This window comes from Luteimonas sp. A482 (assembly GCF_054072655.1).
In genome coordinates, this window is sequence record NZ_JBSVRO010000002.1 from 69185 (window position 1) to 92358 (window position 23174).

At 72.5% G+C, this 23174-nt stretch carries 15 protein-coding genes; all 15 read left to right on the forward strand.

Annotated features, from left to right (window positions below):
• Positions 1 to 391: 391 nt before the first annotated feature.
• The 15 genes from ACW5DW_RS08975 (at position 392) to ACW5DW_RS09045 (ending at position 23173) form a co-directional block, all read left to right on the forward strand.
• Positions 392 to 3205, forward strand: coding sequence for a protein kinase domain-containing protein (locus ACW5DW_RS08975; protein WP_457018495.1), 2814 nt, complete (start codon positions 392 to 394; stop codon positions 3203 to 3205).
• A 67-nt stretch (positions 3206 to 3272) separates the two neighbouring features.
• Positions 3273 to 3869 carry an ECF-type sigma factor gene (locus ACW5DW_RS08980; RefSeq protein ID WP_457018496.1) on the forward strand — a complete coding sequence of 199 codons (597 nt, stop codon included), beginning with the start codon at positions 3273 to 3275 and terminating at the stop codon, positions 3867 to 3869.
• 94 nt (positions 3870 to 3963) lie between these two features.
• Positions 3964 to 4251: a PAAR domain-containing protein gene (locus tag ACW5DW_RS08985; protein WP_457018497.1), complete on the forward strand. Its 288-nt coding sequence runs from the start codon at positions 3964 to 3966 to the stop codon at positions 4249 to 4251.
• Entirely contained in the window at positions 4251 to 5618 is a 1368-nt protein-coding gene (locus ACW5DW_RS08990; RefSeq protein WP_457018498.1) for a tetratricopeptide repeat protein, read from the forward strand. Before ACW5DW_RS08985 ends, ACW5DW_RS08990 begins: the two co-directional genes overlap by 1 nt.
• A gap of 172 nt (positions 5619 to 5790) precedes the next feature.
• A complete protein-coding gene (locus tag ACW5DW_RS08995; protein ID WP_457018499.1) occupies positions 5791 to 7830 on the forward strand; it encodes a type VI secretion system Vgr family protein in 2040 nt (679 codons plus the stop codon).
• Positions 7831 to 7837: 7 nt separating this feature from the next.
• Positions 7838 to 8413, forward strand: a complete 576-nt coding sequence (locus tag ACW5DW_RS09000) for a DUF6931 family protein (protein ID WP_457018501.1) — start codon at positions 7838 to 7840, stop codon at positions 8411 to 8413.
• Positions 8410 to 9756, forward strand: coding sequence for a type VI secretion system-associated FHA domain protein TagH (gene tagH / locus ACW5DW_RS09005; protein ID WP_457018502.1), 1347 nt, complete (start codon positions 8410 to 8412; stop codon positions 9754 to 9756). Before ACW5DW_RS09000 ends, tagH begins: the two co-directional genes overlap by 4 nt.
• Before the next feature lie 150 nt (positions 9757 to 9906).
• Entirely contained in the window at positions 9907 to 11244 is a 1338-nt protein-coding gene (gene tssK / locus ACW5DW_RS09010) for a type VI secretion system baseplate subunit TssK (protein ID WP_457018503.1), read from the forward strand.
• A 4-nt stretch (positions 11245 to 11248) separates the two neighbouring features.
• Positions 11249 to 12544 (forward strand): type IVB secretion system protein IcmH/DotU, encoded by a 1296-nt coding sequence (gene icmH / locus ACW5DW_RS09015; RefSeq protein WP_457018504.1) that lies wholly within the window; start codon positions 11249 to 11251, stop codon positions 12542 to 12544.
• Between the two features lie 3 nt (positions 12545 to 12547).
• Complete coding sequence (gene tssM / locus ACW5DW_RS09020; RefSeq protein WP_457018505.1) at positions 12548 to 16069, forward strand: type VI secretion system membrane subunit TssM; 3522 nt, start codon at positions 12548 to 12550, stop codon at positions 16067 to 16069.
• Positions 16066 to 16758: a type VI secretion system-associated protein TagF gene (gene tagF, locus ACW5DW_RS09025; protein WP_457018506.1), complete on the forward strand. Its 693-nt coding sequence runs from the start codon at positions 16066 to 16068 to the stop codon at positions 16756 to 16758. Before tssM ends, tagF begins: the two co-directional genes overlap by 4 nt.
• Positions 16758 to 17489 carry a PP2C family protein-serine/threonine phosphatase gene (locus ACW5DW_RS09030; protein ID WP_457018507.1) on the forward strand — a complete coding sequence of 244 codons (732 nt, stop codon included), beginning with the start codon at positions 16758 to 16760 and terminating at the stop codon, positions 17487 to 17489. The genes tagF and ACW5DW_RS09030 overlap by 1 nt, the downstream gene beginning before the upstream one ends.
• Entirely contained in the window at positions 17486 to 21064 is a 3579-nt protein-coding gene (locus ACW5DW_RS09035; RefSeq protein WP_457018508.1) for a protein kinase domain-containing protein, read from the forward strand. The genes ACW5DW_RS09030 and ACW5DW_RS09035 overlap by 4 nt, the downstream gene beginning before the upstream one ends.
• Positions 21061 to 21387, forward strand: coding sequence for a hypothetical protein (locus ACW5DW_RS09040; RefSeq protein WP_457018509.1), 327 nt, complete (start codon positions 21061 to 21063; stop codon positions 21385 to 21387). Before ACW5DW_RS09035 ends, ACW5DW_RS09040 begins: the two co-directional genes overlap by 4 nt.
• A 34-nt stretch (positions 21388 to 21421) precedes the next feature.
• The gene (locus tag ACW5DW_RS09045) at positions 21422 to 23173 is read left to right on the forward strand and encodes a ShlB/FhaC/HecB family hemolysin secretion/activation protein (RefSeq protein ID WP_457018851.1); all 1752 of its coding nucleotides are present in this window, start codon (positions 21422 to 21424) and stop codon (positions 23171 to 23173) included.
• Position 23174 lies beyond the last annotated feature (1 nt).

Genomic DNA, 23174 nt, shown 5'->3' on the forward strand with positions numbered 1-23174 from the left:
GCAGGTCCGTTCCCTCGAGCGGATCTGGTGTGGATGGGTGGTGCGGATGCGAGCAGCGCATCCGGAGCGGCGCCTGTGTCGATCCAGCAATCCCGCAACGGGCACCACTACATGCGCCGCCGCATGGTGACGGGAGTGGCCGATCCGCCGACCAGCGTCACCGGTTGGCAGCGCAACCGCAGCTGCATGCGCATATGATTGGGATCCGCCGCGGTGCCCGTTCGCGACACGGGACTGGCGGCCGGGGTGCCCGGTACGTGGCCGGCCAGGATCGACAGGGGCGGTGGGGCGTGGCTTTCGATGTCTTCGCCTGGGCGGGGACAGGGACGCAGGGGAAAGTGACATGAACGCCCGGCATACCTGCTATCTGCGGGCCAAAAGCATTGTGGAAATGGCCGACGAACTTCCGACGGAAGAGCGTGCGGATTTCGTCGCGCGCGAATGCGCGGGGGATGGGGCGCTGCTGGCCGAGATCGCGTGGATGCGCAAGGCCGCGGCCTCGGAAACGACACTGCATGCACTGCGCTGGGAGATGGCGGAGCCGCCCGAGCTGGCGGGCGAGCAACTCTGTGCCGATGCCGCGCGCGACTATCGCGTGCTGCGGCGGATCGGCCATGGCGGGATGGGCGTGGTCTATCTCGCAGAGCGACAGCAGGACGGTTTCGTGCAGCGGGTGGCGCTGAAACTGCTGCGGCGGGCGAGCGGCGACAGCAGGGTGGCGCTGGAGCGCTTCCAGCGCGAACGCGCGCTGCTCGCGCGCCTGGAGCATCCGGGCATCGCGCGCCTGGTCGACGGTGGGCTGCTGTCGGACGGGCAGCCTTTCCTGGCGATCGAGTACGTCGAGGGTGAGCACATCGACGCCTGGTGCCGCGAGCATTCGCCGGACCTGCGCCGGCGCCTGGAGTTGTTCCTGCAGGTCTGCGCGGCGGTCGAGTTCGCGCACAGCCACCTGGTGATCCATCGCGACCTCAAGCCGGGCAACATCCTGGTGACCGCGCAAGGCCACACCAAGCTGCTGGATTTCGGTATTGCACGCCTGCTCGAGGCGGCCGATGGCGCGCCGGCCGACGCCACCGAGTTCGGCCAGCAGGCGCTGACGATCGCCTACGCCAGCCCCGAGCAGATCAAGCAGACGCCGCTGTCGGTGGCGACGGACATCTATTCGCTGGGCGTGGTGCTGTACCAGCTGGTCTGCGGGCGGCAGCCGTTCGCCCACCACGTCTCTTCGTTCGACGTCACCCGCGCGATCGTGGCAGGCGAGGTGGTCCCGCCAAGCCGACAGCCGGCAGGCGGCGGTGGGATGGAGCGGATCCCGGCCGATATCGACGCAGTTGTGCTCAAGTCGATGCGGCCGGTGGCGGGCGAGCGTTACACCACGGTGGCGGCGCTGGCCGCCGACGTGCGGCGGTTCATGGCCAAGCGGCCGGTCGAGGCGCGGCGCAGCCGCATGGGCTATCGCGCCCGCCGTTTCGTCCAGCGCAACCGCTGGCCGATCATGGCCGGCACCGCGATCGTCGCAACGCTCACCGTCGGCATCGCCGTGTCGCTGTCGTCGCTGGGCCAGGCGCGCGTGCAGCAGCGGCTGGCCGAGCAGCGGCAGGGCCAGCTCGAACGCATCACCGCGTTCCAGCGCGGGGTGCTGGAAAGCGTCGACATCGACGCGATGGGCTATGCGCTTGCCGAGGCGCAGCGCGTGGCGGTGCAAGCCGCGCTGCGCGATGCGCCCGAGCAGGACGATCCTGCGGCCCGTCTCGATGCGGCGTTCGCCCTGGTGCCGGCGACCGACATCGCCCGCGAGGCGCTCGACCGCTACGTGGTCTCGCATGCGCTCGAGCGGGTGCAGCACGATTTCGCCGATGCGCCGCTGCTGGCGGCCGACCTGCGCCAATCGATGGCGCGCGTGCTGATGGGGATCGGCCAGTACGGTTCGGCCGTGGCCGAGCTGCAGCAGGTGCTCAGGAAACGGCGCGAATCGCTGCCCGACGCCGATCCGCGGATCGCCGCGGTCCTGGTCGACCTCGGACAGGCCCACTACCGTCGTGGCGACATGGATGCCGCGGCGCGCAGCTACGCCGAGGCGATGACCCGGCGCGACCGGCTCCTGCTCGACGACCCGCTGCGGCTGGCGATCGAGAGCGGCAACGCCCGACTGCTGGCCGCGCGCGGCCAGCAAGGCGAGGCGCTCGCAGCCCAACGGGCGCTGCTCGAACGCTGGTCCGGCGCGCTGCCCGCGGAGGACCCGGCTCTGCTCGAGCTGCGCCGCGACGAGGTCCACACGTTGATGCAGCTGGGTCGCCGGCCCGAGGCGCGAACCCGGATGCAGGCGCTGCTGCCGGTTTACGAACGGAGCTTCGGCGAGAACGCGCCGGCCACCCTGGCGGCGCGGCTGACCTTCGCCAACCTCACCAACATGCTCAACGACTACGAGGTGTCGCTGCGCGAAGCCCGGGCGGTCGCGGGCGAGCGCGAGCGTTCGCTCGGGCATGATCATCCGGACACGCTGCAGGCGCTGGCGCTGGTGGGCGCGAACCGCGTGCGCCTGGCGCAGGCGGAGCCCGCGTTCGCCGAGGTCGAGATCGTGATGCGCGACCTGCTGCAGCGGCAGCAGCGGATCCTGGGCCGCGACCATCCCCAACGGCTGGCGAGCATGTCCGAGCTGGTGCGCCTGCTTGCCAAGCAGGACCAGCCGGCGAAGGTCGGGCAGGCGATCGCGCTGCAGCGACAGGTGATGCTGGCGCGCCAGCGCACGCTGGGCGAGTCGCACCTGGACTCGATCGTCGCACTGGGCGGCCTGGCCAGCCTGCAGGCAAACGCCGGCGGCATGCGCGACGAGGCGGTCCGCAATGCGCGGCTGGCGCTGCAGCGCTACGAGCGCGTCGTACCCGGGCATCGCTGGATTTCGGCGACCTGGGACGTGATCGGCCGCGCGGAGTTCGGTGCCGGCAACCTGCAGGCGGCGCGCGACGCGCACCACCAGGCGCTCGCGCTGCGCACCGAGCAAGGCGGGCTGTTGGATGCGCACACGGTCGAGAGCGCGTCGCGGCTGTACGTGGCGCTGTTCGAGCTCGATGACCGCAAGTCGATGGAGGATCTCCGGACCCGCTACCTGGAGCCGGTGATCGCGCTGGAGCCGTCGACGCTCAATGCCGCCATGCTCAGCATCCGCGACTCCGCCCTGCTGGCGATCGAGGGGCTCCCGGACTAGCACGCGGGAAGAGTGCGCAACACGGCGGACGAATGCGGCCGCCGATACGAAAGGGAGGGCGACACAGATGAAGGTCCGGGAGGCACCGCATCCATGGCAGGCGGGCATGCCCGATGCCGGCGAGGTGACCGTCTGGCTCAAGGATGCGCTGGCCGGCGAGGCCGGGGCGATGGACCGGGTGATGCGGCAGATGTACGCGGCCCTGCGGCAGATCGCGCGCCAGCAGCTGGCAGGCGAATACCAGCAGCGCACGCTCGGCGCCACCGAGCTGGTCAACGAGAGCTTCCTGCGCCTGTTCGGCGGCGACGCGATGCCACGCGTCGAGGACCGTCGCCACCTGCTCGGCATGGCGGCCAAGGCGATGCGGCAGGTGCTGATCGACGCCGCACGCCGGCGCAGTGCGGCCAAGCGCCCGGCCGCCGAGGACCGCATCGCGCTGACCGAAATCGTCGATTCGCTGGCCGGCGGCGCCGAACCCGAGGCCCTGGGCCAGGCGATCGACGACCTCGAAGCGATCGACCCGCGCCAGGCGCGGATCGTGGAGATGCGCTTCTTCATCGGCCTGACCGAGGAGGAGATCGCATCGGTGCTGGGGCTGTCGGTGTCGACGGTGCAGCGCGAATGGCGGATCGCGCGGGCCTGGCTGCGGCGCGAGCTGGCCTGAGCACGCCCGCGGTCGCGCGCGGCTGAGACGAATCGTCGGGGCCGGCGTGGCGCGGCGCGCGATGATCGCGGCGAACCCTTGGGACCTGCGAATCATGAGGCCTGCCGCGCGCCTGACCGACATGCATGCCTGTCCGATGGTGACGGGCGTGGTGCCGCATGTCGGCGGCCCGATCGGCCCGCCCTGCGCGCCCACGGTGCTGATCTGCAGCCTGCCGGCCGCGCGCCTGGGCGACATGGCGGTGTGCGTGGGGCCGCCGGACACGATCGTGACCGGCGCGCCCACGGTCCTGATCAAGGGCCAGCCCGCGGCCCGGATCGGCGACACCAGCGCGCACGGCGGCGCCATCGTCATGGGCGCCTTCACCGTGCTGATCGCCTGATGGACGCGGCAACGGCAGGCGCGGCGTCCACGCATGTGCGGGACGACAGCATCGGCGCACTGCTCCAACGCGCGGTGGCCCGCCACGCCGATGGCGCGCTGGACGCGGCCCAGGCGCTGTACGGCCAGGTGCTCGCGCGCGCGCCGGAGCAGCCCGACGCGCTGCACTTCCTCGGCGTCCTGCGCCATCAGCAGGGCGACAGCGAGGCGGCGATCGCGCTGATCGAACGTGCGCTCGAGCAGTTGCCACGGCACGCCGACATCCACAACAACCTCGGCAACGTCCACAAGGAACGCGGCTGCCCGGTCGCCGCCGAGGCCTGCTACCGGCATGCGATCGCGCTGAAACCGGCGCACATCGACGCCATCGGCAACCTGGCCGTGGTGCTGGAAGTGCAGGGCCGGCTGGACGATGCCTTCAACGCCTACGGCCTGCTGCTGCGCGCCGCGCCCGGGTATGCGCGCGGCTACTACCTGCTCGGCCTGTTCCTGTGCAACCACGCCGCCGAGGCCGTGCACCTGCGCCAGTCGGTGGCCTGCCTGCGCAAGGCATGGAAGATCGACCCGCGCAACATGCGCGCGCTGCGCTTGCTTGGCGTCGTGCTGTATTCCATGGGCGAGAGCGAGGCCGCGATCCAGGTCTACCGCGACTGGCTGCAGCGGGTGCCCGACGATCCGCTGGCGCTGCACATGCTGGCCGCCTGCGGCGGCGCGCGGGCGCCGGAGCGGGCCGACGATACCTATGTCCGCGAACTGTTCGACGGCTTTGCATCCAGCTTCGACGAGCAACTGCTGCACAACCTCGACTACCGGGCGCCGCAGCTGCTGGCCGATGCGCTGCAGCCGGTACTGGACGGGCGCGGGCACCTCGACATCCTCGACGCCGGCTGCGGCACCGGCCTGTGCGCGCCGCTGCTGCGGCGCTGGGCGCGGCGTCTGGAAGGCGTGGACCTGTCGCCGGCGATGCTGGTGCGCGCGCGCCAGCGCGGCGGTTACGACGCGCTGGTCGAAGCCGAACTCACCGCGCACATGGACGCGCGGTCGAAGGCCTTCGACGTGGTGGCCTCCGCCGACACGTTGGTGTATTTCGGCGACCTGCACCGCGTGGTGGCGGCGGCTGCGCATGCGCTGCGGCCCGGCGGCTGGCTGGTCTTCTCGGTCGAGGCGATCGAGGGGGCGGACGCGTCCGGCGATGGCGTCGAGCTCGGTCCGAGCGGGCGTTACCGGCATGCGCGCGAACACGTGGAGTCGGCGCTCGGCCGCGCCGGGTTCGGACAGGTCCAGGTCCAGGCGCGGGAACTGCGCAAGGAAGTCGGGCGCCCGGTGCACGGCTGGGTGGTGATGGGGCGCCTGGGACAAACGGCCTGACCGCACTGCCGCTTGCGGGTGGCGCGCAAGCCGGCCCATGAGACGAATTGTCGCGCCGCCCGCGGGCCTGCATGTGAGCATCGAGTGCGAGCCCGAAGGGGTGCAGGGCCGCAGCGGCATGCCTGCGCGGAACCCGCCCCCGGCCGCGGCAGGCCCGACGCACAGGAGCACCATGTCGCGCAACCAGCGCAACTTCACCCTGCAATCCGACCTCGGCGACGCGCTGCGTTTCGCCGGCATGGACGGCAGCGAACGGCTGGGCGGACTGTTCGAATTCCGCATCCGCGCGGTGTCGCAGGACCCGAAGCTGGACCTGGTCGCGATGCTGGGCAAGCCGATGGCCGTGCACATGCGCATGCCCGATGGCTTCGAGCGCTGGTTCCACGGCATCGCCATCGAGGCTGCGCAAACCGGCTTCCAGGTGGTCGACGACCTGCGGCACGCGGTCTACGCGATCACGCTCGCGCCGATGCCGTGGCTGCTGACCCAGCGCCGGCACAGCCGCGTGTTCGCCAATCGCGACGTGGCATCGATCGTGCGCGAGGTGCTGGCCGGCGTCGGCTACACCGACGTGCGCCTGCAGCTGTCGGCAAGCTATCCGGTGCGCGAGACCTGCGTGCAGTATCGCGAGGACGACTTCAGTTTCATCAGTCGGCTGATGGAGCAGGAAGGCGTGTACTACTACTTCGTCCACCAGGACCGCCGCCACCTGATGGTGCTGGCCGATGGCATCGGCGCGCACGAGATGGCGCCCGGCGCCGCGCAGCTGCCGTGGCTGTCCGCCGGCGACCACCGCGCGCGCGCGACCGTCGGCGTTGGCGACTGGCGGCCTTCCAGCGCCGTGCATACCACCATCGCGCGGCTCACCGACTACGATCCGCTCAAGCCGCGGGCTTCGCTCGAAGGCAAGGGCGACGCCGGCCAGGGCGCGCCGCTGCACGGCGTCGACGGACTGGAGGCGTTCGACTTTCCCGGCGGCGAAACCAGCGCCGACCAACACAGTCGCCGCGCACAGGTGCTGGTTGAGGCCTGCAACGCGGCGCGCGCCGGCTTCTCCGGCAACACCGGGGCCTACGGCCTGGCGGCGGGCGCGCTGTTCAAGCTGGATGGCTCGCCGGGCGGGCAATGGGATCGCGAATACCTGGTGAGCGGCTGCGAGCTGATGCTGCGCGAGGCCGGGCTGGCCTCGAGCGAGGCCGGCGATGTGGACGAGCAGCCGTGGCGCTGCCGCTTCGAGGCCATCGACAGCCGCCTGCCGTATCGCAGCCGGCCTACCGCGCCGCGTCCGCTGATCGCGGGGCTGCAGACCGCCACCGTCTGCGATGCGAGCGGCGGTGGCGACGACGAGGAGATCGCGGTCGACCAACACGGCCGCGTGCACGTGCTGTTCCACTGGTCGTCCAGCGCGCAGGGGCGTGACCAGTCCCACTCCTGCCCGGTGCGCGTGGCCACGCCCTGGGCCGGCAAACAATGGGGCATGGTGCATATCCCGCGGGTCGGGCAGGAGGTCGTGGTCAGCTTCCTCGAGGGCGATCCCGACCGGCCGCTGATCGTCGGCAGCGTCTACAACGGCAACCACGCCACGCCGTATCCGCTGCCGGCCGAGAAGACCCGCAGCGGGATCCGCAGCCGCAGCGACGGCGGCGGCGCGGAGGACTTCAACGAGATCCGCTTCGAGGACAAGAAGGGCAGCGAGGAGCTGTTCGTGCACGCGCAGAAGGACCTGCGCGAAGAGGTGGAGAACGACCACCACCTGCTGGTCGAGCATGACGAGATCAGCGAGGTGAAGAACGACCAGGCCGGCAAGGTCGGCAACGACCGCAGCCACGAGGTCGGCAACGACGACACGCTGGACGTGAAAGCGAACGGAACCACCACCATCGGCCGCAAGTTCAAGCTCGACGCCGGCACCGAGATCGAACTGGTGACCGGGCAGTCGAGCATCGTCATGAAGAGTTCGGGCGAGATCCAGATCAAGGGGCTCAACATCACGATCAAGGGCCAGCAGTCGGTCAAGATCGAGGGCGGGGTGCAGGTCGGCGTGAAGGCAGGCGCGACGATGGACGTCAAGGCCGGCGCGACCATGACGGTCAAGTCCGACGCCATGCTGACGGTCGAGGGGGGCGCGATGGCGACGGTCAAGGCACCGATGCTGACGCTGCAGGGACAGGGGCTGGCGAAGATGTCGGCACCGTTGATCCTGATCGGGTGAGGCGGCGATGACCGACGTGGTGCTGGACGCTTGTACGCAGATGGGCATCGAGGCGGAGTCGCGCACGCTGCTGCCGCGCGGCGCGCTGCCGCAGGACGCGGTGCGGACGCTGCTGGACGCCGGCCGCGTGCAGTCGGCGCTGCAGCTGCTGGCCGCGCTGCTGCCCAAGCGCTACGTCGTCGCCTGGCTGTGCCAGTGCGCGCGCGGCGAAGCGCTTGGCGACGAGGACCGCGCCGGCGCCGTCCTTGCCGAGCAGTGGGTGCGCGATCCGGCCGAGCACAATCGCCGCACCGCCTACGAGTTCGCCACTGCGGATGGCTACCAGACGCTCGGGGGCTGGATCGCGGCGGCGGCGGGCTGGTCCGGCGGCAGCCTGGCGCCGGCCAGCCAGGACACGCCGGTGCCGCCGCCCGCGCTGCTGACCGCACGCGCGGCCACCGCCGCCATCAACCTGCTTGCGGCGATCGAACCCGATCGCTTCGACCAGCGCCGCACTGCGTTCGCGATGCGCGCGCTGACGCTGCTGTCGGAGGCGCCGCGTGCCGCCGCCACCATCGAACAATCCAGGAGGATGCCGCAGTGAGCGGAGCACACACCCTGACCCTGACCGTGCTCGGCACGCGGCTGCCGCCCGGCCTGCGCAGCAGCTACGAGTTCCACCAGTGCGGCGGCAGCATCGGCCGCTCCGACGACAGCGACTGGATGCTGGCCGCGCCGGGTATCTCGCGCACGCATGCGGTGGTGCGCTACGTGCACGGCCTGTACTTCCTCGAAGACCGCAGCACCAACGGGATGCTGCGCAACGGCGCGCCGCTGTCCCGCGGCGAGCCGGTGACACTGGACGATGGCGATCGCCTGCAGATGGACACGTTCGAGGTGGCGGTGGCGCTGGCACGCACGGCCGAAGCGGCAGCCGCGACGCCGGCGGCCGATCCGCTCGACAGCGACGCGACCATCGCGGTGCCGGCCAGGCCGCGGGCACCGCAACCGGCCGCGCCGTCCCCGGAACCGGCATTGGCGCCCGCGCCGTCCCCGCACGCGGGCGGCGCCGATCCCTGGGACCTGCTGCTGCCGCCCATGCCGGCGTCACGCGTCGTGCCGGATGGCGCCGACGCCGATCCGCTGGCGGGGCTGGGCGTGGCCGCCGAACTCGATCCGCTGCGCCTGTTCGATGCGCCGCCGCCGCCCCGGCCGCCGGCTGCCACCGGCGACTGGAACCACAGCCCCGGCAGCGCCGATCATTTCCGGCCCCCGCAGGCCGCGGCGCACAAGCCGCTGCTGCCCGAGGAGTGGGACCTCACCCGCGGCGACTTCGCCTCTGCGGCGGCGCCGGCCACGCAGCCCGGACCGGCGCCGGCGATGGTTGCGCCGGTCGCGCCAGCGCTTGCTGCAGCGCCGGCGGCTGCACCCGTGCCGCCAGACACCGAGGCGATCCTCGGCATCGTCGTCGACGGCGTGATGGAGGTGCTGCGCGCGCGCGCCGAGATCAAGAACACCTTCCGCCTGCCGGTCACCATCATCCAGCGCAGCGAGAACAACCCGCTCAAGTTCGCGGCCACGCCCGACGAGGCGATGCGCCGCCTGCTGCAGCCCGATGGCGCCTTCCTCAGCGGCGCCACCGCCTTCGAGGATGCGTTCGACGACATCCGCTGCCACCAGATGGCGATGCTCGCGGGCATGCGCGCAGCGTTCGAATCGCTGCTCGCGCACTTCAACCCGGACCGACTGGAGCGCGAGGTCGACAGCGGTGGACGCCGCGCGTTCTCCGGCAAGGGCCGCTACTGGGAACGCTACCGGGACGACTTCGAGCGCACCGCGCGCGACCCCGACGAGTGCTTCCGCACGCTGTTTGGCGACGAGTTCGCGCGCGCCTACGAGGCGCAGCTGGCGCGGCTCAAGTCGGCCCGGCGCCGCGATCCGCGCTGAGACGAATTGTCGGGCTGCGCCCGCGCCCGATCGCGAGAATCCAAGCGGCAAGGCGTGCCGTCGGCGCGCCACGATCTCACCGCAGCGGTCCGCCCTGGGGACGTCCGTCCGTCCGGCATGTGCGCGGCCGACGCGACGGGCGGGCAGCGGATGACGCAGAACAACAAGATCGTCTGGAGCGAGGGGCTGTTCCTGCGGCCGCAGCACATGCAGCAGCAGGAGCGCTACCTCGAGCGCCGCATCGAGCTGCGTGCCGGCAGCCTGCGCGCCCAGTCGTGGGGGTTCACCGAGCTGGAGCTGGAACCGGACCTGCTCGCCGTCGGCCGCTTCGGCCTGCGCCGCGCGCGCGGCGTGTTTCCCGACGGCACCCCGTTCTCGATGCCCGACGACGATCCGCTGCCGATGGCGCTGGAGGTCGAGCCGGGCTGCCGCAACGAGATCGTCTACCTGACCCTGCCGCTGCGTTCGCCGGCGCAGCCGGACAGCGCATGGCCCGACGCACCGGCCGAGCGCCTGGTCCGCTACCGCGTGCGCGAAACCGAGGCCGTCGACGCGTCGGGCAGCGTGGAGGGCGGCGTGCTGCTGGAAGTCGGCGGGCTCGCCACCCGGCTGCTGCCCGGGTCGCGGTCGCCCGAAGGCCTGGCCAGGATTCCGCTGGCGCGGGTGGTGGAGTGCCGCGCCGACAACCGCGTGGTGCTGGACGAGGGCTTCATCCCGACCGCGCTGGACTGTCGCGCCGCGCCGCGGCTGGCGACCTTCCTGACCGAACTGCTCGGCCTGCTGCACCAGCGCGGCGAAGCGCTGGCCGGGCGGGTGGCGCTGACAGACCGCGGCGGCGCGGCGGAGATTGCCGACTTCCTGCTGCTGCAGGCGGTCAACCGCTGGCAGCCGCTGGTCGCGCACTGGGCCGACGCCTCCACCCCGCATCCCGAAGCGCTGTACGCCGCGCTGGTGGCGATGGCCGGCGAACTGGCCACCTTCACCGCGCCCGGCAAGCGGCCGCCCGCGCTGCCGCCGTATCGCCACGAGACGCTGCAAGCCAGCTTCGAGCCCGTCGTCGCAGCGCTGCGCGGCAGCCTCAGCGCGGTGCTGGAGCAGAACGCGCTGGCGATCCCCGTGCAGCAGCGCAAGTACGGCGTCTGGGTCGCGGTGGCGGCCGATCCATCGCTGTTCGACAACGCCGCGTTCGTGCTGGCCGCGCGCGCCGACCAGCCATCGGAAGAACTGCGCCGGCAGTTGCCGGCGCTGGCCAAGATCGGGCCGGTCGAGAAGATCCGCGACCTGGTCAACCTGCAGCTTCCCGGCGTCGGGCTGTCGCCGATGCCGGTGGCGCCGCGGCAGATCCCGTACCACGCCGGATTCGTCTATTTCGAACTCGATCGCCAGGCCGCGATGTGGCGCGAGCTGAAGACTGCGGGCGGCATCGCCCTGCACTTCGGCAACGACTACCCCGGCCTGGACCTGCAGCTGTGGGCGATCAGGGGATGAGCGCATGAGCACGCATGGCTACGATCCGCTGGACGACGCGACCATCGTCCGCCCCCGGCAGCCGGCCGGCGCCAGCGCCGCGGCGCCGCCGGCAGCCTCCGCGGTGCCAGCGCCGGCGGGGGAGGAGATCAGCGCCTTCCTCGGCCGCGGGCTCAACCCGATGGTGCAGGCGGCCAGTCCGCTGCTGCTGCTGGCCGTGCAGCTGCGGCACAGCACCGCCGCCGGCGACCCCGAGGCGCTGCGTGCGCAGGTGGAGGCGCAGGTGCGCAGGTTCGAGGGCCGCCTGACCGAGCTGGGCGTCGGCACGCAGGCGGCGACGGCCGCGCGCTACGTGATCTGCGCGATGGTCGACGAGGCGGTGCTGAACTCGCCGTGGGGCGAGCACAGCGGCTGGTCGAGCCGCACCCTGCTGGTCACCTTCCACGGCGAGTCCTACGGCGGCGCCAAGTTCTTCCAGCTGCTCGAGCGCCTGCTGCAGGACGTGCCGCGCCACATCGAACTGCTGGAGCTGATGTACGCCTGCCTGGCGCTGGGGTTTTCCGGGCGCTACCAGATCGAGGCCGGCGGTCGCGCGCGGCTGGCCGATATCCAGGACGACCTGTACCGGCGCATCCGCGCCCATCGCGGACAACCCGACGAGGCGCTGTCGCCGCAGTGGCGCGGCATCGTGGCGCGCCGCAGCCGGCTGCTGCATCGCTTCGTGCCGTGGATCGCGGGCGGCGTGGCGGCCTGCGCGCTGCTGGCGGCGTTCACCTGGTTCCATTCCCGTTTGAACGAGCAGGCCGCGCCGATCGGCGCGGAGGCCGCGCGCATCGGGCTGGCCACGGTGCCGCCGCCGGGCGATCTGCCGCGCACGGTGCCGCGCCTGGGCCTGGCGCAGTTGCTGTCGAACGAATCGCAGGCCGGCCTGCTCGAGGTCGAGGAACGCGACGATGGCCAGGCCCGCGTGCGCCTGGCGGCCGCCACGATGTTCGCCTCGGGCGGCGACGCCCTGGGCGATGACGCGCGCGTGCTGGTGGCGCGCGTCGCCAAAGCGCTGGAGCAACTGCCGGGGCGTGTCCTCGTGGTTGGCCATACCGACGACCAGCCGCTGCGCTCGCTGCGCTTCAAGGACAACTACGAGCTGTCCACCGCACGTGCGCGCGCCGTGGCCGACGTGCTGACCGCGTCGCTCAGCGACGCGGGCCGCATCGACGTGGTCGGCGCGGGCGCTTCGCAGCCGCTGGCCACGCCGGTCGCGCTGGCGGAAAACCGGGCGCGCAACCGTCGCGTCGAGATCCTGTACCAGCCGGGGGACTGAGCCATGCGCAGGGTGTTGGAGGTGTTGAAGTCGGGCTGGTGCCTGTCGCTGCTCGCGGTGCTGGTGCTGTGCGCACTGGTGTGGGTCGCGGCGCCGTGGATTGCGGTCGCCGGCCATGTGCCGCTGGCGACGGCCACCGCGCGACTGGCGACGATGCTCGGCCTGCTGCTGGCCTGGGCGGTGGTGGTGCTGGTGCTGGCCCTGCGCCAACGCGCCCGCGCGCGGCGCATGGGGCAGGCACTGGACGCCGCCGCCAGGCCGGCCATCGGCGACGATCGCGACGCGGCATCCGAGGCCGAGCGGGCGCAGCTCGAATCGCGCTTCCGCGATGCGGTGAAGCTGCTGCGCCGGCGCGGTGGCCGCCGCAGCCTCTACGCGTTGCCCTGGTACGTCGTCATCGGCCCGCCGGGTTCGGGCAAGAGCACCCTGGTCCGCAACTCGGGCCTGGAGTTCCCGCTGGCCGGCCAGTTCGGCAAGGAGGCCCTGCGCGGCGTCGGCGGCACCCGCAACTGCGACTGGTGGTTCACCGGCGAGGCGGTGTTCCTCGACACCGCCGGCCGCTACACCACCCAGGATTCCGACGCCCGCGCCGACGCCGAGGGCTGGGGCGGCTTCCTGCGCCTGCTGCGCAGGTTCCGCCGCGAGCGTCCGATCGACGGCGTGCTGGTGACGATGAGCATGTCCGACCTGCTGCTGCTCGACGAGCGCGAGCGCGACGCGCACGTGCAGGCGGTGCGCCAGCGCCTGGACGAACTGGCCGAACACCTCAAGGTGCAGGTGCCGGTGTACCTGGTGTTCACCAAATGCGACCTGGTGGCCGGCTTCAGTGAGTTCTTCGACGACCTCAACCCGGAGCAGCGTGCGCAGGTCTGGGGCGTGACCTTCCCGGTGGCCAGGACCGTCGACGGCAGCGCCGCCCGCGGCTTCGCGGCCGGTTTCAACGAACTGCTCGACCGCCTCAACGCACGCCTGGTCGATCGCCTGCACCACGAGCGCGACCGCAACCGGCGCGCGGCCATCCTGTCGTTCCCGCAACAGTTCGCCTCCTTCGGCGACACCGCGCGCGAGTTCGTCGAGAGCGTGTTCGCCGGGCACGCCTATGGCCCTGCGCCGCTGCTGCGCGGCGTCTACATGACCTCGGGAACCCAGGAAGGCACGCCGATCGACCGCATGATGAGCGCGGTCGCGCGCACCTTCGGCGTCGACGCCGCGCGCGTGCAGGCGCCCGGCGTGCAGCGACGGACGTTCTTCGTCGAACGGTTGCTGCGCCAGGTCGTGTTCGCCGAGGCGGGGTTCGTGGGCAGCAATCCCGCGGGCGACCGCCGCCGCCGGCTGGCGATGGCCGCGGTGGTGGCCTGCATTGGATTGGGCAGCATCGCGATGCTGGCGGCGATGGCCACCAGCTACACGCGCAACGTGCGCTACCTGGCCGACGTGCGCGCCGCGCTCGACGCGCGTCCCGAGGTCGCCGCGCTGGAGTCGGCGGCCACGCCGCAGCAGTACTTCGCACTCACCCTACAGAGGCTGGAGGCGCTGCGGCCGGTGGTCGAGGTTGCCGATCGCCATCGCGGCGACGTGCCGTGGACGATGCGCGCCGGCCTCTACCAGGGCGCCGCGGCCGGCGGCCAGCTGCGCGATGCCTACCTGCGCGAACTCAACGCCAGCCTGGTTCCGGCGCTGGGGGCGCAGTTCCGGCGCGGCCTGGCCGGCAATGCCGGCGACCTGCAGGCGCTGTACTACTACCTCAAGGCCTATCTGATGCTGGGCCAGCCGCGCCACGCCGACGCCGAAGAGCTGTCGGCGTTGGCCGCGATCGAATGGCGCGGGCTGTTCCCGCGCGATCCGGTGCTGCAGGCGGCGCTGGCCTCGCACCTGCAGGCGCTGCTGGCGGAACCCGACGCACTGCGCGCGCTGCCGATCGACCAGGCGCGCGTCGAGCAGGCGCGCAACACGCTGGGTTCGGCCGACCTGTCCAGCCTGGTCTACAGCAGCCTGCGGCTGTCGCTGCAGGACCAGGTGGCGGACGAGGCGCGGCTGGACAAGGCCCTGGGCCTGCTCGGCGACGTGTTCCTGCGCGACAGCGGCAAGCCGCTGTCCGAGCCCTGGCCGGCGATCTACACCCAGCCGGTGTTCGCCGCGCAGGTCAACGGTGGCATCGAGGCCGAGGTCGAGCGCTTCCTGGCCGACGACCGGGTGCTGGGCGCCTCGCGGCGCGATGCGCTGGGCCGTGCGCGCACCGTGCAGCAGGTGCAGGCCCTGTACGAACAGGACTACATCCGCGCCTGGGACGGGCTGCTGGCCGACCTGCGCCTGCAGCCGGCCGTCGACCTGCAGCAGGCCAGCCTGGTGGCGGCCAAGGTCTCGGGCCCGGGCTCGCCGCTGCGGCTGCTGCTGCAGCTGCTGCGCAGCCACACCACGCAGATGCGGCAGCTGCCCGAGGCCGATGGCGCGGCGGCAGCGCTGAGCGCACAGGCCGCCGCCGCGGCCACGGCCGCAGCCGGGCAGGCAGCCGCCCGCAACCAGGCGCTGCAGGCCGTGCTGGGCAGCGCCGAGCCGCCACCGGCCGAACCCGGGCAGTCGATCGAGGCGCATTTCGCAGCGCTCAACCAACTTACCGAGGGCGCGGCCGGAGCGACGCCGCTGGACCGCACCCTGGCCGCGGTCGACGAACTGGGCAAGGCGCTGCTGACCATGACCGGCTTCGATGCCGGCCAGCCCAACCCGCAGCTGCTGTCGGCCCGGCAGATGGTCTCGCAGCTGCCGCAGCCGGTCGCCGGCTGGCTGGCAGCGCTGACCGGCGACAGCGAGTCGCTGGTGGCCAGCGGTGCGCGCGATGCGCTGGCCGAGCAGGCGCGCGAGGCGATCGGCAGTGACTGCGCCGACTACGTGCGCGGCCGCTACCCGTTCGATCCGGCGGCGGAGGCCGAGATCCCGCTGCAGGACTTCGGCGAACTGTTCGCCCAGGGCGGGCGCTTCGACCGTCTGCACCGCGAATCGCTGGCGCGCCTGATCGACAGCAGCCGCGACCCCTGGCGCTGGCGCGAGGGGCCGGGCATGACCGGCGGCCCGGCCGGGCTGCCGGCGCGGATGCAGGCCGCCGACCGCATCCGGCGCGCCTACTTCCGCGCCGGGCCGCTGCCGGAAGTGCGCTTCACCCTGCGCCCCGCGATCATGTCCGCGCCGATCGCGCGGGTGCTGGTCGACATCGACGGCCAGGCCTTCGATACCGCGCAGGGCAGCGAGCGCGTCGCACCGATGCAGTGGCCCGGCCCGACGCCAAGCCAGGCCTCGCTCACCGCGTTCAACGCAGAAGGCGTGCAGATTGGCCGGATCGTCCACCAGGGCGAGTGGGCGATGTTCCGGCTGCTGGGCGCGCAGGCGCTGTCGCGCGTGTCCGATGTCGATTTCGTGGCCCGCTTCACCATTGCCGGGGGCACCGTCGCGCTGCCGCTGCAGGCCGGCAGCCTGCGCAATCCGTTCCTCGATGACGCGCTGCAGGCGTTTCGCTGCGGGGCGCGCGCATGAGCGCGTCGCCGGGCTATTTCGGCAAGCTGCCCGGGGCCGGGGATTTCGTGCAGCGCCGGCTGCCGCCGGACTTCATCGATGCCTGGGACCGCGCGTTCTCGCATGCCGTGGCCGGCGCTCGCGACCGCCTCGGCGCGCGCTGGAGCGAGGCCTACCGCGCCGCTCCTGCGTGGCGCTTCCTGCTCTCGCCGGGCATTGCAGGCCGCGATGCGTGGTGCGGCGTGTTGCTGCCGGCCAGCGACCGCGTCGGCCGCTGTTTCCCGATGGTGGTTGCCGCGCGCCTGGCCGGCGGCCTTGCGCAGCCGGGCGTGCTGGCCGACGGCGGGCGCTGGTATGACGCGGTCTCGGCGGTGGCATGGGCGGCGCAGGCCGATCCGGCCATCGATGCCGCGCGCTTCGACGCCGCGATCGCCGCGCTCGGCCTGCCCGAGATCGAAGACGAGCCGACCCTGCCGGCACTGCCCACTGGCATCGATCGCCGCCGGCGCGACTACTGGCTGCCGTGGCCCGAGGGCGCAGCGCGCCTGCCGGCGGCGCTGTGGGGGCATCTGGGCGCGAACGGCTGCTCGCTGTGGTGGCATCCGGGCGACTTCGGCGGCAGCGGCGCCCTGCGCGTGGGCAGCGGGCTGCCCGATGCCAGCACCTTCGTCGGTTTGCTGCACGCCGGTGCGCAGGCGGAGGTGGCCTGATGCGCGCGACGCTCGCCCGCTCCTGCGGCCGCACCGACACCGGCAAGGTGCGGCGCTGCAACGAGGACGCGATCCTGGTTCGCGACGAGGCCGGCATCTGGGCGGTGGCCGATGGCCTTGGCGGCCACACCGCTGGCGACCTGGCCAGCAGCCTGATCGTCGAGCGACTGGCGGCGCTGGACCGGCCTGACGACCTTTGCGATTTCATCGACGCGATCGAAGACACGCTCGAAGCGGTCAACGCCGAACTGATCCGCATCGCCGGGCAGCGCGGCTTCGACCTGATCGGATCGACCGTGGTGGTGCTGGTGCACGATCGCGACGTAGCGTTGTGCGGCTGGGTCGGCGACAGCCGCGGCTACTGCTTCGACCGGCGGCGCCTGCGCCAGATCACCGTCGACCACGTGCACGGGCAGAGGGAGGACGTCACCCGCTTCGGCGGCGTGGCCCCGGTCGACCAGCCGCCACCGGGTGCGCTGACCCGCGCGGTCGGCGCCCAGCCGGAGCTGTTCGTCGACTGGACCATCGCCGCCAGCGGCCGCGATACCACCTTCGTGCTGTGTTCGGACGGCATCAACAAGGAGGTCGGCGACGAGGAACTCGATCTCGAATGCGGCCGCGCACGCGATCCGGAAGGACTGGTGCGGCGGCTGTTCGAACTCGCGCTCGAGCGCGCCGCGCGCGACAACGTGTCGGCGATCGCGGTGTGCTTCGAGGAGACCGGGCAATGAGCAGGAGCGAAGCGGACGTGGTGGAACTGGTGACCGCGCTGAGCCGCGGAGAGATCGACCTGGGCGGGGTGCTGGATGCGCTGTCCGCGCGCGGGGTGCTGCCGGAGGCCGAGTACAGCGCCGGCGTGGTGACGCTGCTGCGCTTTCGCGCCGAGCTCGACGAGGACACGATGACCACGCTGCGCACGCGGATGGAGGCGCTGCGCGCCGCCGCCAGCGACGATGCCACCGTGGTGATGCCGGTGGCCGGGCGCGCGCCTGCAGCCGCCGTCGAGGACGAGGCCACCCGGGTCTTGCCGCGCGCACCGCTGCCGCCGCCGCGCGAACCTGGCACCGGGCGCACCGGCGGCGACACCGGGGCCAGCACGTCCGCCAGCGTCGCCAGCGCCGAGTGGGCACGCATCGCCGATGCCGCGGCGGGCGAGGTTGCCGGCGTCGGCATGCTGCTCAAGGGCAGGTTCCTGCTCGAGCGCGAACTCGGCCGCGGCGGGATGGGCGTGGTGTACCTGGCCCGCGACGAGCGCAAGGTCGAGGCCCACGACCGCGATCCCTACCTCGCGGTGAAGGTGCTCAACGACGAGTTTCGCCGCCATCCCGATTCGCTGGTGGCGCTTCAGCGCGAGTCGCGGCGCTCGCAGCAGCTCGCGCACGACAACATCGTGCGCGTCTACGACTTCGACAAGGCCGGGACCATCGTCTTCATGACGATGGAGTACATCGACGGTTCCGACCTGCGCACCCTGATCCGCGAGCGTGCCTTCAACGGCATGCCGCTGGCGCAGGCGCACCCGCTGATCGAGGGCATGGGGCGCGCACTCGCGCGCGCGCATGCAGCCGGCATCGTCCATTCCGACTTCAAGCCCGGCAACGTGATGGTCACGGCCGACGGCCTGGTCAAGGTCTTCGACTTCGGCATCGCCCGGGCCGGCAAGCACGGCGCCGGCGGCAGCGGCGAAGTCACGGTCTTCGATGCCTCGACCCTGGGCGCGCTGACCCCGGCCTACGCCAGCCTGGAGATGATCGAAGGCGCCGATCCCTCGCCGTCCGACGACGTCTACGCGCTCGGTTGCGTCTGCCACGAACTGCTGACCGGCCGGCATCCCTTCGACAAGGTCAGTGCGGAGGTGGCGTTGCGCGAGGGACGCCTGCCGCCGAAGGTCAAGGGCGTGACGCGGCGCCAGGCGCGCGCGCTGCGGCAGGCCGTCGCGCTGCGCGCCAGCGATCGGCTGTCCTCGGTGGCCGAACTGCTCGAAGGCCTGCGCCACGTGCCCGCGCGCGAACGGCTGCTGCCGCTGGTCGGCTACGGGACGGCGCTGGTGCTGGCCGCCGGCGGCGCCGGCTGGGGCGTCTCGCACTGGCTGCACCAGCGCCAGCTGGCGGCGGTGGTCGCGGGCTTCACTGCCGACGGGGCGGGCGGTTTCCCCGACGAAGGCGCGGCCATGGCGGCGCTGTCGGCGCTGTCGCCGGAGGATCGCGATGCGCTGGTGCTGGGCGAGAACCAGCGCATCGAATCGTTCCTGCTGCGCCGGCTGGACGCGCTGTGGAACCCGGCGCAGGGCCGCTACAACTACGTGCTGGCGCAGGGGGTGTTCGCGCTGCGCAACCACCTGCGGCTGTTCTCGCCGACGCTCGACACGCGCGCGCAGCGCATGGCCGCGGAGATGCCCGACGTGCTCAACGCACTGGACAGCGAACTCACCGCGCAGATCGAATCGGGCGCGATCTTCGACGTCGCCGGCGATGACGATGCCGCCGACACGCTGGCCGACATCCGCGCGATCGATCCCGACAGCGTGCTGCTGCGCCATCCCGGGCTGGAGCTGGCGCTCGCCGATGCGGTCGCAGGCGCCACCGCCGGCGGCAGGCTCGAGCTGGCATCGACGCGCCTGCAGGAAGCGCGGACGCATTTCCCGCAGTCGTTGCGCCTGGAACTGGCCGCCGCCGACCTCGAAGCCGCCGTCGCGCAGGAGGCGAGCCGCAGCCGGCCCGCCGACGCCGCGCCGCGCGATGCCGAATCGGCGCGGACCCTGCTGGCGGCGCGGATCGCGCAGCCGTCCGGCGAGCCGGCATGGCGCACCGATGTCGCCGCGGCGCTGGCGGCACTGCGTGGGCTTGGCCTGGAGACGGAAGACCAGGCGCTGCTCGATGCGCTGGCGCGGGCAATCGCCCACCAGGCCGCGGGCGCACGCGAGCCCCTGCAGCTGGCGTCTGCATCGGCCCTGGTTGCGTTTGGCCTGGAACAGGTACCGCAGGCGCCCGCGCTGCTGGCCGAGCAGGACAGGTTGGCCAGCCTGCGGGCAGCGCTGGATGCGCGACTGGCCGGGGAAGCCACCAGCGCCGAGGTGCAGGCGCGCGCCGCTTCGCTGCGCCATGCCAGCGCGGCCGGCGACCTCGACAAGATCCGCGACTCCCTGCTGCGCCTGCGCGCGCTCGCGCCCGACGATGCGTTCACCACCACGGGAGCGCCACAGCTTGCCGCCGACGCCTGGCTCGGCGCAGCGTCCGGCGCCGCAGCGGCGGGCGACATGGGCCGGGCCTTGGCACTGCTTGGCGAAGCCAGCACCCTGCTCGGCGACCGCGAGGGCCTGCGCCGTGCCCAGGCCCGCTATGCTCTGGTCATGGCGATAGGGGTCGCAGGGGAGTCGCCACCCGGTGTTCGCGAACATGCGGCGCTGGTGGCGCAACTGGACGAAATCGTACGCAGCGATCGCGCCGGGCTCGAAATGCTCGAGGCGCAGCTGCGCGAACGCGGCCGCCTGCCGGAGGGCAGCCTGCGCGCCAGGCTGCGCGCGCTGGCGCCTGCGGCGGCGACCGATGGGGCAGGCGAGGCCGCGACACCGGGCCGTCGTCGCGCCGATCGACCTGCAGGCGTGCCGCCTTCGACCCAGGCGGCGACCGCCGCGGCGATTGACCCGGACGATGTGCTGCCACCGGTCCCCGACGGGCCGGATCCCTGCGGCCGCCCAGGCCTCGAGGGCCGCGGCCGCTTCTGCTACGACGCGATCGGCGAAGGTCGCGGGCCGACCTTCGTGGTGGTGCCGGGTGTTTCGGGCGGCAAGCCCTATGCGCTCGCTCGCGCCGAGGTGACGGTCGGCGAGTTCAACGTGTACTGCACCACCACCGGGCGCTGCCGGCCGTTGGCGGCCGCCAGCGGTGCCGCCGCCACCTTGCCGGCGACCGGTGTCCCCGTGGAGCAGGCGCGCGGCTATGCGCGCTGGCTGGTGCATGCCACCGGTGGCTGGCGCCATCGCCTGCCCACCGAGGCCGAATGGCGGCACGCCGCGCAGGCCGCCGCCGGCTGGCGGCAGGCGCCCGACAGCAACTGCGTGCCGCCGACCGCCGACGCCGGCAGCGGCGGCGCGCCGGTGTCCGCGCGCGGGCGCGCGGCCAATCCCTGGGGGCTGATCAACATGAGCGGCAACGTCTGGGAGTGGACCGACAGCAGGGGCAGCCTCGCGGTGCAGGGCGGCAGCTACGCCAGCCTGTGGTCGGAGTGCACCGTCGAAGCGCGTCGCGTGGATTCGGGCGCCGCGCAGGCCGATGTCGGCTTCCGTGTCCTGCGGGAGCTGAAATGAGCAGCTGGGAACACGATGCGAACGCGGCGCTGCGCGCCCTGGGCGACAGCTACCAGCAGGGCGGCATCAGCCGCGCCACCTACCGCGAACGTCGCCGCCGGGTGCTTGCCGCCATGCGCGAGCGCCTGGACGTCACCGAACGCAAGCCGATCCATGCCGGTCGGCGCGACGCGCCCGCTTTCGACCGCGCCAACCTGCATGGGGAGCCGGTGCCGCGACGCTGGCTGGCGTTGCTGATTGCCGTCGCCGTGGGGGTGGCCATCGCAGGCGCTGCCGCGGCGCACTGGATTCTGAAGATGAAGACGGAGTTGGGTGATGTCTGAAGTCGTTGCGATCGTCGGGTGCCGGGGGGGACGCATGCCGCGGTCGCTGCTGGCCATCGCCTGTGCATGCGCGCTGGCCGCGTTGGCCCCCGCATGGGCGCAGCAGGACCCGCCGCCGGCCGCCGGCTGGCAGCCGGCCGATCCGCAGCAGGCGCTGCGTGAAACCGAGGCCCCGCCTACGCTCGATGCGCCCGCGGTGGAAGTGCCGGCGCTGCGCGATCGCGCCACGGCCACGCAGGCCACCGTGCCCACGCGCGGCTTCCGCATCAGCGGCGTCGGCGCGCATCCGCGGCGCGGAATCACGCCCGCCTCGATGCAGGCCCTGCTCGATGAGAGGTTCAGGACGCTGGCCGGCGGCGCGGCGGAGATCACGCTGGACTTCGACCAGCTGCAGGACGTGGCGACGGAAGTCACCGCCGCCTACCGCAAGGCCGGGTTCGTTGTCGCGACCGCGTACATCCCGGTGCAGACCGTCGGCGCCGATGGCGTGGTCGCGCTGGACGTGCTGGAAGGCCGCCTGGGCCGGGTGCTGGTCGAGGGCAACCGGCGCGTGCGCAGCAGCGCGATCGCCGCGCCCGCGCGGCGCCTGGAAGGGCGCAGCCTGCACCGCGACGAGGTCGACACCGCGCTGCTGACCATGCGCGACCTGCCCGGCGTCGGCACCTCGGCGGTGCTGCAGCCGGGCCTGGCGCAGGGCGAGACCGACATGGTGATCACCGCGACCGAGGAGGCGCGGCCGTACTCGGTCACGCTCGGCGCCAGCAACCATGGCACCGAACTCACCGGCCGCTACCGCGGCCAGGTCGGCCTGACCTACCGCAACGCGCTGGGCCTGGGCGATGTCATCAGCGCCGGCTATGTGCACGGCTTCTCGCCCGAACAGAGCACCTCCGCCTACCTGGGCTGGACGGTGCCGGTCCACGCGGTCGATGGCCTCTCGCTGGCGGCCTCGTATTCGCGCAGCGAGATGGAGGTCGCCAGCGGCCCGTTCGCCGCGCTCGGACTGACCGGCCCCACCACCAACGCCCAGCTGGGCGTGGACTGGAAGTTCCACAACCGGCCATTGCTGCAGATGCACGGAACGCTGCGCCTGGTGCGCGAGCATTCGCAGCTGCAGGCACTGGGCTTCACCCTGTCCGACCAGGAGTTCGATGTACTCGACGTCGGCTTCGTGCTGCGCCACGTCGCCCGCCGCAGCCGCGGCGTCAACCTGGTGCAGGCCAACGTTCGCCACGCACTGGCAGACCGCTCGCTCGATCCCGACCTGGTCACGCCCGCGCGCGACAGCGACTGGACCCTGCTGCGCGTGTCGCTGGCGCGGATGCAGTACCTGACCCCGTCGCAGCGGCTGTTCGGCCGTCTGTACGGGCAGTACACCAGCGACGTGCTGGTGCCGATGGAGCAGATCGCGCTTGGCGGCCCGGACAGCATCCGCTCGCTGCCGGTGTCCGATGCGCTCGGCGACCTGGGCTACCAGGCCACGCTTGAATACCAGGTCGACGCGCCCGGTTTCGGCGACGTCGCCTCGCCCTTCGGCGGGCGCCCCTGGCGCGAGCTGCTGCAGTTCGAAGTGTTCGTCGACCATGGCCGCGTCATGGCCTCGGACGGCGGGCTGTCGCCGGCGCAGGCGCGCAGCTACCACGGTGCGGGCGCGGGGCTGCAGTTCCGCCTGCCGCATTTCCACGGCCTCGAGCTGCGGCTCGCGGCCGCAGTGCCGGTGGGCGGCACCGACGCCTCCGATGGCGACGACTTCCGCACCTGGCTCCGGCTCGGCATGACGTTCTGAG